This window comes from Vibrio hepatarius, assembly GCF_011806575.1.
Lineage (GTDB): Bacteria > Pseudomonadota > Gammaproteobacteria > Enterobacterales > Vibrionaceae > Vibrio > Vibrio hepatarius_A.
Window position 1 is genome coordinate 1 of the sequence record NZ_JAATOO010000014.1, and the last position, 14,484, is coordinate 14,484.

Here is a 14,484-nt window from a genome sequence, read left to right on the forward strand (position 1 = left end):
CGCATTTTAATAAATGAATTGCGGAGTTGGGCTCAATTAGCACAACACCAGTCAGATTCAAAAGCTGAAGCTATTTGTGGCTGGATAAACCGGAACTTAAAAGATGGTAAAAAGTGGAATAACCAGCGCGTAATTCTATTCACGGAGTATCGGACTACCCAACAATGGTTGGAAAAAATTCTTACTGAAAAAGGGTTGGCTGGTAAACGCTTGGCTATCATCAATGGCGGTATGGATCATGAAGAGCGTGAGGATGTTAAGGCTGCTTTTCAAACCCATCCAGAGCAATCTGACGTCAGAATCCTACTAGCTACAGATGCAGCTTCCGAAGGTATTGATTTACAGAATCATTGTAATTGTCTAATACACTTAGAAATCCCATACAACCCAAATGTAATGGAACAGCGTAATGGCCGTATCGATCGGCACGGCCAAAAGGCAAAAGAGATTCTGATCTGGCACCCTGTAGATGCTGGCTCAGCAACCGATAGTGACACTATTGGTGGTCATAAAGACGACATCATCAGAGCACTTATCAAGCTAGAGTCGATGCGTGAAGATATGGGTAGTGTAAACCCGGTGATTGCACCTCAAATGGCGGGTTTGATAGAAGGTAGTGCGACTGAACTCAATACACTACAAGCTGAAGCCAAAATGGCCAAAGCGAGAAAGGCGGTCAGAGCAGAGAGGGACTTACAAGAAAAGATAAAGCGTCTACACCAGCAACTTATCTCGACTCAAGAAGATTTTCACTTAACACCTGAACATGTATTCGCTGCTGTTCAGACTGCCTTGGAAGTTGCTCAGAAACCGTCACTAAAACCAACAACTCTTGCAGGTACACCTGAAGGTAGTGTGTACATAATGCCGGAGTTTACAGGCTCTTGGGCTCCTTGTAATAAAGGTTTACGCCACCCATTTACTAAACAGATTAGGCCAATAACGTTTGATCATAACGTTGCTAAAGGGAGAGATGATGTAGTACTTGTGCACTTGAATCATCGTTTAGTACAAATGTGTTTACGACTACTACGCAGCAAAGTTTGGGAGAAGGACGATAAGCTCCACCGAGTCACAGTAAGGAGTGTCCCTTCTACAGAACTGCAAAGTGTGGTTGCGATTGTTGCATCAAGGTTAGTTGTAATTGGTGGGACTCATAACCGCCTACATGAAGAAATTACCTACGCTGGTGGTTATCTCAAAGACAGTGGGTATAGTCGAGAGAGAGGTGTGAATCAAATACACAAATGGCTTGAGCTATCAATACCGGCATCAGTCTCTCAGCAAACGAAAGATGCGCTAAAAACCAGATTTACGAATCAAGCCCAATCAATTCATCAGTCTGTAGAAGCAAGATCAAAAGAGCGTCTTACCAACTTGGAAAGTACTCTAGATCGCCTCAAACAGAAAGAGATAGATGATATTACAACCGTGCTGGATGAGTTAGATCACTCAATTGGTGAACAGCTATCTCTCGAAGGTGTTCTTCATGAACAGTTGAGCTTATTTGGAGAGGATGAGAGGACTGAAGTGCGAAAAGACAGAGCAGCAATAGAAGCAAGGCAACAGCGAATAGAATCAGACAAAAAAGCAGAGACCGAAGCAATCGAGAAACGCTACGCAAACTACATCGACCGTACATTCCCCGTAGCGGTAATTTTCCTGGTACCAGATAACTTGTGTGAGGCGAACTGATGGCATTTTCCACAAATCAACATGCCGACTGGCTGTCACTCATTGAAGTATCAGGCCCGTTTTTGGCTGAGCCTATTCTTAATCAAGCATTTCCGCAGGGACTTGAAAAACTAGACTCAGTAAAGAAGAGACAGTTTCGTCAAACTTACGATGAATGGCGAGAAGTCATTGATAGTGATGCACCAGAAGATCTAAAAATCAAAGACAAGATTCATCAGCAATGGACCAACTGGGTTTTAAAATTTGGATTGGATCTAGACGAGGATGAAGATGGGGATGTACTTAAAGATCAATCTAAGATGCATGCCTCCATTGAAGTTACTATTCCGGAACATCAAGTAACGATAAAGCCTGAATATGCAGTTGTTGCCAGTGATGAAACTAAGCCTTATATGTTGATACAAACCTATCCGGCAGGTACAGCTTTAAGTGAAGTATTAACTGGGGATAGTTGGTCTACAACGCCAGCGGAACGAATGGCGCACCTCTGTAGAGGTGTTGGAGCTCGACTAGGGCTGATCACAAATGGAGAACAATGGATGTTCATTGATGCTCCTGTTGGGGGAATAACGACCTATGCCAGCTGGTATGCTCGTCTATGGGGACTTGAACCTATAACGTTAAAAGCATTCTATAGCCTGTTTAACATAGGGGTTGTATTTAACGGCTTTGATGAAGCTAAAACTCTCCCAGAGTTAATTGATGAATCATTGCAGCATCAAGATGATGTCACTCAAACACTTGGTGTTCAAGTAAGTCGAGCGGTTGAAGTGCTTATTCAGTCGATTGACCGCATTAACCATGATCACAATGGAGAGCTATTGGAAGGCGTTGAGCCTGAAGAGTTATACGAGGCTGGCTTAACATTAATGATGCGCTTGGTATTTTTACTTTGTGCGGAAGAACGTGGTCTATTGCTCTTAGGTGATCAAGCCTATGAAGCTAATTATGCAATATCGACACTGCGAGCTAAGTTGAGAGAAGATGCGAGTCTACATGGTGATGAAGTGCTCTCTTATCGTAAAAATGCATGGGCGCGTTTACTAGCTATCTTCCGATCTGTTTACTCTGGTGTTGAGCATGAAAACATGCGAATGCCAGCGTTGGGCGGCTCGCTTTTTGATCCCGATAGGTTCCCTTTCTTAGAAGGCAGGAAAAAAGGTAGCAGCTGGCTTGAAGATGACGCAAAACCACTACCAATTGATAACCGTACTGTCTTATTGTTCCTTGATGCAATTCAACTGTATCAAGGTAGAACGCTGTCTTATCGAGCGCTAGATGTAGAACAAATTGGTTATGTCTATGAAGGTTTGTTGGAGCAGACGGTAAAGCGTGCTCCTGATGTTACTTTGGAGTTATCTGGTAGCAAAAGCTGCAAAAAGCCTTGGGTCCAGTTAGGGGAGTTGGCTTCTGCATCTCTTGATGGTTTGCCTGCACTGAAGAAACTTCTTAAAGAACGTACGGGAAGTTCTGCATCTCGAATCACGAATGATTTGAAGAAAGAAGTGACAGACGCAGATATCGATAAGCTTCTGGTTGCGTGCTACAACGACATAGAGCTATGTCAGCGCATTAAGCCTTATTACCACTTTCTAAGGTTTGATGCTTGGGGGAACCCTCTGCTTTACCCAAAAGATGCTTTTATGCTAACAACTGGATCTGATAGGCGCGAAACAGGCTCTCACTATACGCCTAAATCGCTAACCGAATCCATAGTGACCGAAACACTTGAGCCCGTTGTATATACAGGGCCTGCTGAAGGTAAACCTCGCAAAGAATGGCAGCTTAAGTCACCAGAAGAACTACTTGATCTAAAAATTTGTGACCCAGCAATGGGCTCTGGTGCATTTCTTGTTCAAGTGTGTCGATGGCTGGCTGAACGAGTGTGTGAATCATGGTTAATAGCCGAGCAAACAGGTGCTTTTGTCACAGTGAAAGGAGTAACGACTCACGATGAAACTATGGAGTTGTTGCCTATTGATGCTGAAGAGCGTTTGATTATTGCGAAGCGATTAATCTCAGAATGTTGCTTGTATGGTGTTGATATTAATCCGCTAGCCGTTGAGCTAGCAAAACTATCAATTTGGCTTGTTACTTTATCTAAGGGACGTCCGTTTGGCTTTTTAGATCATAATTTAAAGTCAGGAGATAGCTTGCTTGGTATACATAACCTAGATCAGCTCTGTTTCTTAAGCTTAAATTCGTACCACGCTAAAAAATCACAGTTGATAGAGCTGCCTATTGCAGAGCAAGTAAAAAAGTTGGTAATAGATGCTGCTGAACTGAGAAAACAAATAGCAGTTCATGATATCAATAGAGTGTCTGATATAGCGGAAATGGAACTCGCGGCTGATCAGGTTAAAGAAGTAATAGCGTTTCCAAAGTTAGTAGCAGATGCATTGGTTGGTATGACATTAAAGTCTGGTGGAAAGTTAGCTGACACTTCTGTTCTTGCTGCTTTGTTACCGCAATCAATAGCTGGTGATTTAGAGTGTACTCATGACTTGAAGGCTGCAGCCTTAGATGGCTTGTCTGCTGACCTAAAAGACAGGAAAAAAGCAAGAACGGCCTTTCATTGGTGTTTAGAGTTTCCAGAGGTATTCAGTACCGAAAGATGTGGCTTTGACGCAATTGTCGGAAATCCTCCATTCCTTGGTGGTCAAAAAATAACGGGATTCATGGGTACATGTTATCGCGATTATTTAGTTGAATGTTTAGCTGATGGTAAAAGAGGTTCTGCGGATTTAGTTGCATATTTTTTTCTTCAAGCGCATAAGCTTACAGCAAAGAACGGAGTTATGGGCTTAATTGCTGTTAATACAATAGCTGAGGGTAATACGCGAGAAGTATCTTTAGAGCAAATATTAAAGCATAGGGCTGAAATATTTAAAGCAGTACCAAATGAAGTTTGGCCAGGTAATGCGAATGTTGTAACTAGCCGAATACATTTAATAAACGGTAGTTGGCACGGAGAAAGAACCATAAATGGAAGTGTCGTCAATAAAATATCCGCGAGTCTGAATGGGCGTGATAATTGGTCGCCGTTAAAACTTAAGCCTAATTTAAAAAAAGTTTATCAGGGTAGTATAATTTTAGGAAATGGCTTTTTAATTGATGATTCTACTGCGGAAAGATTAATTAAAGAAGACCCAAGCTCTAAAGATGTTATTTTCGATTATTTAATTGGTCGAGAAGTTAACCAAAATCCGTCACAGAAACCTTCTCGTAAAGTGATTTGTTTTTTTGACTGGGATGAAGAACAGGCTCAGAAATATTTTTCAGTCTTTAAATATCTTGAGAAAACAGTTAAGCCCGAACGAATTTTAAATAAAGATAAGGGGGCTAGAGAGTGCTGGTGGAAGTTTTTAAGGCCGAGACCAGAATTATATGGTTCTCTTGGAAGGGGGGCATCTTTCAATAAGTGTAAGATTAACCTTGGTGAAAATGTATTAAGTAAAGCTATAGTTTTTGCTAGAGCTGCAACTAAATATCCCTGTTTTACTTTTTCGTCGAGTGAATATATTTTTGGTGATTCTCTATGTGTTATTACCAGTGATAGCAACGAGTTGATTGCCGTTTTGTCATCTGACATACATGCGATATGGGCTTGGGAGTATTGTTCAAAAATGAAAAATGACATGCGCTATACGCACGGTGATATTTTTGAAACATACCCATTCCCTAAAGGTGTTTGGGAAAAAAATCATGAAGAATTGAGAAATGTTGGTGTTGATTTCCTTAAACTCAGATGTGAATACCTTGAACAAAATGGTATTGGCATGACTCAATTTTACAATGACTTACATGACTCCAGAGTTGACTCTTGTGAAATTAGAGCTTTGAGAGAAAAACAAACTGAGCTTAATAATGTGGTTTTGGCTGCATATGAATTCGATGATTTGGAACTGGACATTGGTTTTCATCAAGTTGGTTACTTACCTGTGGGAAAAAATACTCGCTTTACTATTAGTGAGAAGGCTAGAGAAGAAATCTTATATCGTCTCTCAATGTTGAACAAAGCTAGGCATGAGGCTGAACAAGGATAAGGGTTGAATGGTTAGGAAAACTAAGAACAAAGCATTTATTGCACTAAACACTACAAAACCAAGTAATTCACGTTGTGCGGATTATTGCTTACAGTTGCATGGTAAGAGAGAAATATTCTCAGGTATTGTTGAAGGCTGTTGGGTACTTGTGGTAGATAGCACAAATGTACTACTGGGTGTAGGACGTGTTTACCGACAGCGTAGTGATTTAGATTCAACAACATTATTTTTCGATAAGTACCTGAAATCTGAACTATCTGTGGCAGTGCCGTTTATGCGTTCAGGTCAAATATCTCGTATTGAGTGGACAACATTTGCTGAAGAGATCCCTAAGCTCTTAGGTAAAACGCTAGCTGAAGTTCCCCTCATTCAAGATGATGTTTATGTAAGGGAACTGCTTCAGTATGCAGTGATGGATGATTTGTTAGGTCCTGCAAATGGACCTCATGAGCAAATCCTTGATATGAGTGTTCGTGACCGCTATTTAGTTGGTCGTTTGGCACCATTGGATGCTGCTGAAAAAGGTGGAGAGTTTGGTATTGATGGCTCTGGTGATGAGGACGATGAGCCTGAAGATTTAATAGTCAAAGCTACCTCGACGAAATCTGACTCTCCGTCTGGCAGTGTTAAGCCTGACCCTGATTCTAGCGAAGAGGTTGATGCTGCGAGTAACCAATCATTAATTCCCTCAAGCATGGGGTTTACATTCTGTGTGTCTGGTGAGGAAAAATGTATTGAGCTTCAAGCCTCTTGGGGACGTTATCAGCGCTTCTATGAGCATGATATGTACAAGACTCATACTGATCCTGAAACAGGTGAAGAATCGCAAGGTGCCAAAGTTAAAGTTTGGCAACGTATACCTTGTGGTGGTTCCATAAACTTGCCGTTAGAAACGGGGTCGATTAAGTCTGTTGCTATCGACAAAGAAAACCCTGCTGTCGTTATTCAGGGAACTGTGAGAAAGCCGAATGAAAATGGCGATCGACTTGTTACAGTTTTCTTGGTCAATACACAAGAAGAACCAGAGTCAAACAGAGATACAGCGTGGGTTTTCCAACCGGAGATTTCGGCTTCAGCGGTTAGTGAATCTTCAAACAAAGACGTTTTCCGCAAGCGCCCGGTACTTAAGCCTGATGGTGAGGACTTGGAGCGTGAATCATTGGAAATGGTTTATCGTCACCAAGTGGAATTTGCCACTGGGCACGGTATCGCCGTTCATGCAGATGTGTCATCAGAGGACGTCGAGAGGGCGTCGAAAGTCAAAACTGTTGTCATGCCACAATATGAAGTGCCAGTAACGGAAGTTCCAGGCCTCCGTGATGGAGACAGGCCAGCGCTAAAGGCAATGGTATCCGGTGGCTATTTGAATATGCTGAAGTTAGCTGAAATGACAAGAGAAGAGCTTGTCGTTGCGTTAACTCAGATGACCGACGATTACACCGCGTGGATAGGTGAGCAGAAACACCGAATAGGTGATGATGTCGTCAATCATGATGATGCTGCATATCGAGCTATTGCTAGTTGTTCCGAAATAAATCAGCGCTTAAAGGAAGGCATAGAGGTATTAGCAGATCCCGAAAACGACAATGCATTAGAAGCATTTCGTTTTGCAAACCTTGCTATGGCTAAACAACGTGTACAGAGTATTTATGCCCATAAACGTAGAACCGATAAAGCTATAAAAGTTGATGAACTTTATAAAGATCCAAAAAACTACTCATGGCGTTCATTTCAGCTTGCATTCCTTCTGTTATCTATTCCTGCTTTAGCACAGCCTGATCATCAAGATAGAACAGAATCGGCTGAGTCGTTTGCCGACTTGTTATGGTTCCCAACTGGTGGTGGTAAAACAGAAGCTTACCTTGGTGTGGCTGCATTCACTATGGTGATTCGTCGTTTGCAGGGCAATTTGGGTGGGTATGATGTAAGCCGAGGCTTAGCGGTAATTATGCGATATACCCTAAGACTACTCACACTCCAGCAGTTTCAACGTGCGACTACATTGATTTGTGCAATGGAAGTCATTCGTCAAGAGTTTGTGAAAAATGGTGATATGCGGCTTGGAGAAAACCCTTTTACTATCGGCTTATGGGTTGGCAATAAGGTTGCGCCCGGTAACACTGACGATAGCGCAAAAGCGATAAAAAATATTCGAGACCCTGATAAATATAATGCAGGAGGTTCATCACCGGCTCAGTTAACGAGTTGTCCATGGTGTGGTGAAGCGATTGATCCTGGTAAGCATATTGAAGTTAACAAGGATAAGTTACAAACAGCAATCTACTGTGGGGACAAAAAAGCACGCTGTGAGTTTTCTAAAGGTAAGTCTGCCAATTCAGCACATCCGGGTATTCCAGCTTTAGTCGTTGATGAAGAGATGTACCACCGTCCACCTTCAATGATGATTGCCACGGTAGATAAGTTTGCGATGATGGCGTGGCGAGGTGAAATAAGAAACTTGTTTGGTAAAGCAAGCCTTGAGTGTGAACGGCATGGTTTGATCTGGTCTGATTCGAATTCGTGTAATGGTAACCATCCAAAATCTAAAGCAGGCCCAACAGTAAAAGTCAAAGCTATTTCTGAAATCCGCCCGCCAGACCTTATCATTCAAGATGAGTTCCATTTAATTAGCGGCCCTTTAGGGACAATGGTGGGGCTATATGAAACCGCAGTTGATGAGTTGTGCTCATGGACACTTGGCGGTAAGACTATCCGACCTAAAGTTATTGCTTCGACAGCAACGGTTAGGAAAGCAAAACAACAAGTTAGTGGAGTTTTTAATCGTCAAGTTGCGGTATTTCCGCCACATGGCTTAGATATTGAAGACAACTTCTTTTCTGTCCAGCGACCAATCAAAGAGCACTACGGTCGCCGCTATATCGGAGTGTGTTCCCCTGGCAGTGCAAGACCTGCAGTCTTAATACGAGTATACACAGCATTTTTGACAGCATCTCAAGCATTGTTTGAACGCTTTGGTCAAGTAGCTGATCCCTATATGACCAGTGTTGGTTACTTCAATTCGTTACGTGAATTAGGCGGTATGAAACGGTTGGCAGAGGATGATGTTCAAACCCGTTCATATAGAGTGCAAATGAGTTTGGTTGACAGACCGGGGTTGCAGCAGCGAAGTGTTAACAATATACGAGAACTGACTTCTCGTGTATCAAGCCAAGACATCCCTAAATATCTTGATCAGCTAGACGTTAAATTTAAGGCAGATTTCGATCCTGTCGAAGGTAAGTATGTTACTAGGTGGGATGAGGGAGAAAGTCGCGCTATTGATGTAGTACTAGCAACCAACATGTTATCAGTAGGGGTTGACGTTAATAGACTTGGAGTGATGGCAGTCAATGGTCAGCCAAAGAGTACTGCCGAATATATCCAGGCTACCAGCCGTGTTGGACGTAGCTTCCCGGGGATGGTTTGTACCGTATTGACATGGTCAAGGCCGAGAGATTTATCCCACTATGAAACTTTCGAGCACTATCATTCGACATTCTACAAACATGTTGAAGCGCAATCAGTGACTCCATTTTCTCCTCGAGCGATGGATAGAGGCCTAACAGGCTCAATGCTGAGTTTAATGCGTTTAAGCGATGACGAGTTGAACCCCAATGATGGTGCAGCAAAACTAAAATCGCCAAGTTCAAGTATTGTTCAAACAACGATTAGTTCAATTACGAACAGGGTGCACTTGGTCGAAGAGAGCTCTGAGTCAAAGAAATTAGCCAGCGCTGCTATTAAACAGAGAGTTGATGAGTGGGTAAAAGAAACCCATGTTCCTGGCCGTACGGTGGCTTATGAGAAGAAAGGGGAAAGCGTCGACTCGAAGATCGCTTTGATTAATAAACCAGGTATAGGTGAGTGGGGGCGATTTACTGTTCCTATGTCTATGCGTGAAGTTGAGCCTGGAGTTAAATTACAAATGAATACTCAAAAGCTCCCGGCTGGTCCTTCTTGGAAGCCTACAGTGAAGAAGAAAAGTGCAACAGGAGGTGATTCATAATGAGCGGTGGTAAAAAGACGATTTCAAACATTACTCCTGTTGGAGATGTAAGGCCGAGTCAGCTTCTTTGGACCTATGGACCAGGAGCGTTAATAGATATGCCAAGTCTATCGGTTGTTACGCAGGGAATCGACCGTTGGGATAAAGATAGGTGTCCTCCTATCACTGAAGCTCGGCTACTGTCTGCGGTAAAAAAAGTACTTGGACAGCAAGTCGAAAGTATGAGGATGCCACCGTTTCCAAATAAAGAGTCCAGTGACCCATTTTCGGCGGAAGCTCGAGTGGGAGTTCCAGTGAGGCCATTTCCTCGATGGTTACGCTGTGTTAAGTGCGGAATGTTAGCAGAGTATGACTCTGGACTTTTTGATATTAAAGAAAACAGATTCAGGCCAGAACAAACGAGATTTGTTCATTCAATGTGCAGAGGATCCAAAGGGGATAAAACTGCGAAAGATGCAGATGCAGTTCCGGCTCGTTTTCTTCTAGCATGTCGAAATGGCCATTTAGATGACTTCCCATGGCGCTACTATGTGCACGGTGGGCATTCTACTTGTACTGGAGGTTTGCGTTTCTTCGAAAGCGGTGCTTCGTTGCAAACAGAAAACCTGTGGGTTAAGTGTGATGAATGTGACGCTAAACGGAATTTAGCTCAAGCTTTTGGAAAAGCAGGTAAGGAAAATCTCCCTGCTTGTAGGGGACGGCACCCTCATTTAGACAAATTTGATTCTAGTTGCGATGAAGATGCTAAAGGCGTACTACTAGGGGCAACTAATAGTTGGTTTCCAATCATGCTGTCAGCTTTAGCAATTCCTTTAACTCGCGACCCGATTATTCAGTTGGTTCAGGATGGCTGGGATTATTTAAAAGATGCAGAGTCAGCTCTTGAAGTTAAGATTACTATAAGAACTTTATCTAAAACATCGTCTTTACCGGGTATAGAGCAGTATTCTCCTGAAGAAGTATGGGCTGTTATTGATGCGATTCACAAAGGTAAAATTGGAGATACTGTAACTCAGGAAGATATTAAAGCTCCCGAGTGGGATGTATTCATTGAGCCTAGCCCGCCAACTGACTGGCCGCACTTTCTGAGTGAAGCGACAAGTGTACCGACAAAATACAAAAAGCAAATATCTAATGTTTTATTACTGAAACGATTGAGGGAAGTTAATGCCTTAATTGGTTTCACTCGAGTAGAAGCTCCAGAGGAAAGTAATAGTCCTGATGAACAGCCACCAATGGCTTCGTTATGTAATGATGCGCCGACTTGGATACCTGCTAGTCAGGTACATGGTGAAGGTATTTTTATTCGTTTCAATGAGAACGAATTGAATCATTGGGAGAAGATTCCGGCTGTTCAGGCTATCAATGAAATGTTAATTAATGGGCATAAAGGCTGGAGGCGAGCGAGGGGGCTATCTCCAGATAGCGGGTACCCCGGGGTTCGTTACGTCCTGTTACATACAATTGCTCATTTGCTAATTAGAGAGCTCGCTCTTGAGTGTGGTTACAACGCGGCGAGTATTCGTGAAAGAATTTATGGTGATACAAGCGGTGGGAAAAAACAAGCTGGTATCTTAATTTATACCGCTGCTGCTGACTCGGATGGGACTCTTGGAGGGCTAGTGGAGTTAGGGAAAGCTGAAAACTTAGAAAGACTACTTCATCAAGCATTAAATCGCGCGCGAGTTTGTTCATCGGATCCACTCTGCTCTGAGCATAATCCAGAAAAAGACCGGACTTTACATGCTGCTGCATGTCACGCTTGTACTTTTGCTGCTGAAACGTCATGTGAAAAAAACAACCGTTATCTAGACCGAGCATTGGTAGTACCAACTCTAGATAATGATGGAGCTGCGTTTTTTGGGGTTGATTGTTAATGGATGATTTACTTCGATGTGTCTATGAGATCGTCAAAGGTCAACATCTTGATAAAATAAAGTCTCTTTCACGGAAAATTAGAGTGACGGCTCCCGAAAGCTCCTTTGTTCTTAAGGGCTTTTTTAATGCGGATACTTCTAATGAAGCGCTTAATTCGCTTTTAAATGCTTGGAAAAATAGCTCTTACACAAGTGAAGAGTTAGCTGCGTTGATACTAGGCGCCTCTTACTCGTTGTCAAGACACAGAGAGCATGAATCGACAGAGCTCGTATGGACTGGACCTGATTCAACGATGTTTCCCGTTCGAAGGTCTGAGCAAGTTTTATTGGACATTATAAACTCGGCCAATGAGACACTGTTTATCGTGTCATTCGTTTTGGTGAAGATACCCAATGTTGAGCAAGCTCTTAAACAAGCGATTGCTCGAGGTGTAAAAGTAAAAATGCTTTTGGAATCTGAGGATAAGGAGTCGTCTGGTGTCTTTGCAAAGACGCTTGAGAGGCTATATACCAATATTCCAAATATTCAGCTATATATTTGGCCACGCGAGAACAGGGAAAAGTATCAAGCTGGCTTTGCTAGAGTACATGCAAAGTGTGCAGTTGCTGATAAGAGAGGTGCTTTTATAACTAGTGCGAATTTGACCGAGGCTGCCCTTGATAGAAATATTGAAATGGGTATCAATATTGAGGGGGGATCTATTCCCTCAGATATCTGCAGTCAGCTCGACGCAATGATTAATTCCAAAGAGATTCTTCCGTATACTTCATCGGTCTTTGTAAACAAGAATAGTCCTGAGCTTACAGATAAAAACACAATAAATTTAGATGATGCGCCAAAGGCATTGGAAGAGGGTGAACCTGTACGCATAGAGTTTGAAAACCAAAACACTGGCTTTAAAGATGTGCGGAAATTTATCAAGTGTGATTCTAACCAGGGCAAGCCAAAAGCTGGCACATTGGTCATAATCAGCTTTGATGGAAAACTGTATTTGGGCAACTATCGCTGGAATAAGCAGCAAAATATTGCTGATGGACAGCAATACTATCTTGTGACGGTTAAGGGCTTTGGCCCGACAGAGAAAATTAAAATAAGTGAAAATGAGTGGTTAGATTTCGTGCCACTAGCAATGGAAGTTATATAAAAATAGGATATTGATTTTGGCTAGATTAATACCAAAGGTTAACATTGAAGATATAAGCGTTAAGTCGGAAAGGGATGTCGCAAGGTTTCTGGTAGATTTGTTACCTGACGATTGTGTTATTTATCATAGTTACCCATGGCTTAGGGTCGACAGAAATGACAAAGGTAATACGACTCTCAAAGAAGGTGAAACGGATTTTGTAGTTATCCTTCCTTCTCATGGAATATTGGTGCTTGAGGTAAAGGGGGGGGAAATTAGATATGACAGCGAAACTCGTGAATGGAGCCGGGTTTTACCTAATGGCAATCTAAGGTCAATTCAAGACCCTTTTGAACAGGCACGAAGAAATACTCATTTCTTGGAGACGGAGATTAAGCAAAAGGGCTATAACGGAGCAAACAGTTTACCATTTGGTTACGGTTATGCCGCCGTGTTTCCTGATTGTGAATATAGTGGGGAGACTCCGGTAGGAGCTACACCATCAGTCATACTATCTGCAAGTGACCTCCCGTTTTTAGATAGAAGAATTAAGTCCGCCTTATCTCAATGGGTTAGGCGTGAAAACCCAATTCCTCTTTCAAAAGAGGATAGACAAAAAATCTACAAGTCCATTTCGCCAAGTTTTGCTCTGCTGCCAGTTCTTTTTCGAAAAATAGAAGATCAAGAAGAAAAACTATTTCGTCTTACTAACGACCAGCTCATGCTTTTAGATTTTTTATCGCATACACAAAGAGCTTGTATAAATGGTGTAGCTGGTTCAGGAAAAACCATGTTGGCACAAGCTCAAGCAGAGAAGTTTGCTGGCCAAGGAATGAAGACTCTGCTTGTGTGTTACAACAGAGCCCTTGCAAAATGGTTGCGGGACAGCATCTCTCCTGTCTATACCGACAGAATCACGGTGACACATTTCCACGGTCTTTGCTCAGATTTATGTAGAAAAGCTGGAATCCCATTTAATCCTTATACTCAAAATGAAGACGCGTTCTGGCGGGAAGAAGCACCTGAGCTGTTGGTGGAAGCAATTGACGTTTTAGAGGATAGATATGATGCTGTCATTGTTGATGAAGGCCAAGACTTTCAATCAGATTGGTGGATGCCACTAGAGCTTATCAATGCAAATGGTGACGAGGGGGCTATGTATGTCTTCTATGATCCCAATCAGAATTTATATGTAGATCAAGAGCCTTCTTTACCTGCGTTAGGGCAGCCATTTAATCTTCCGGTCAATTGCCGAAATACTAAATCTATTGCCAGTTTGTGTAGCGAGATTCTTGATAAGCAAATCCCTACTAAAGTTGATGCGCCTGTCGGGGATGAGCCGGTTATCGTTCGATTAGACAATAGATTTGAAATTCAAAAGCGCGTAGAGCGATATGTGGATGAATGGGTCAATAAGGGCAAGTTAACGCCAAATCAAGTAGCCATTTTGAGCCCATTTAAGCAGAGTAATTCTTCCTTAGCTACGTTAAGTAAAGCTAGAGGAGTTGAGATTACTGACGACATAGAACGTTGGCAGAAAGGAGAGGGAGTATTGTTCTCTACAGTCAAGGGATTTAAGGGCCTGGAGGCTGACGCGATAATGCTTATAGATATCCCTTACAACAGGGAGTCACCCATCTTTCAACGAGCTGATTATTATGTAGCATGTTCAAGAGCTAAGCACATGTTGGTTGTTATTTCTGCTATGTGAGTGATATTAGTTGTTATTGCGTTTT

The 14,484-nt window shown here is 42.4% G+C and carries 6 protein-coding genes; all 6 read left to right on the top strand.

The genetic code is table 11. The annotated features are described in order from the left end of the window. A partial coding sequence (gene drmD / locus HCZ42_RS12440; RefSeq protein ID WP_217702295.1) for a DISARM system SNF2-like helicase DrmD occupies nt 1-1,695 on the top strand: 1,695 nt, incomplete at its 5' end. Beyond that, complete coding sequence (locus HCZ42_RS12445; protein WP_167421005.1) at nt 1,695-5,741, top strand: Eco57I restriction-modification methylase domain-containing protein; 4,047 nt, start codon at nt 1,695-1,697, stop codon at nt 5,739-5,741. The genes drmD and HCZ42_RS12445, both read left to right, overlap by 1 nt. A gap of 7 nt (nt 5,742-5,748) precedes the next feature. Then, on the top strand, nt 5,749-9,747 hold the full coding sequence (gene drmA / locus HCZ42_RS12450) for a DISARM system helicase DrmA (RefSeq protein WP_167421006.1): 3,999 nt from the start codon (nt 5,749-5,751) through the stop codon (nt 9,745-9,747). Continuing rightward, nucleotides 9,747-11,624: a DUF1998 domain-containing protein gene (gene drmB, locus HCZ42_RS12455; protein ID WP_167421007.1), complete on the top strand. Its 1,878-nt coding sequence runs from the start codon at nt 9,747-9,749 to the stop codon at nt 11,622-11,624. Before drmA ends, drmB begins: the two co-directional genes overlap by 1 nt. Further along, nucleotides 11,624-12,769, top strand: a complete 1,146-nt coding sequence (gene drmC, locus HCZ42_RS12460; protein WP_254868965.1) for a DISARM system phospholipase D-like protein DrmC — start codon at nt 11,624-11,626, stop codon at nt 12,767-12,769. The genes drmB and drmC overlap by 1 nt, the downstream gene beginning before the upstream one ends. A gap of 16 nt (nt 12,770-12,785) precedes the next feature. Next, the gene (locus tag HCZ42_RS12465; protein ID WP_254868966.1) at nt 12,786-14,459 is read left to right on the top strand and encodes an NERD domain-containing protein; all 1,674 of its coding nucleotides are present in this window, start codon (nt 12,786-12,788) and stop codon (nt 14,457-14,459) included. The last annotated feature ends 25 nt before the right edge of the window (nt 14,460-14,484 follow it).

Coding starts and splice junctions, on each gene's coding strand:
- HCZ42_RS12445 (WP_167421005.1), top strand. CDS start 1,695: ATGGCATTTTCCACAAATCAACATGCCGACTGGCTGTCACTCATTGAA.
- drmA (WP_167421006.1), top strand. CDS start 5,749: ATGGTTAGGAAAACTAAGAACAAAGCATTTATTGCACTAAACACTACA.
- drmB (WP_167421007.1), top strand. CDS start 9,747: ATGAGCGGTGGTAAAAAGACGATTTCAAACATTACTCCTGTTGGAGAT.
- drmC (WP_254868965.1), top strand. CDS start 11,624: ATGGATGATTTACTTCGATGTGTCTATGAGATCGTCAAAGGTCAACAT.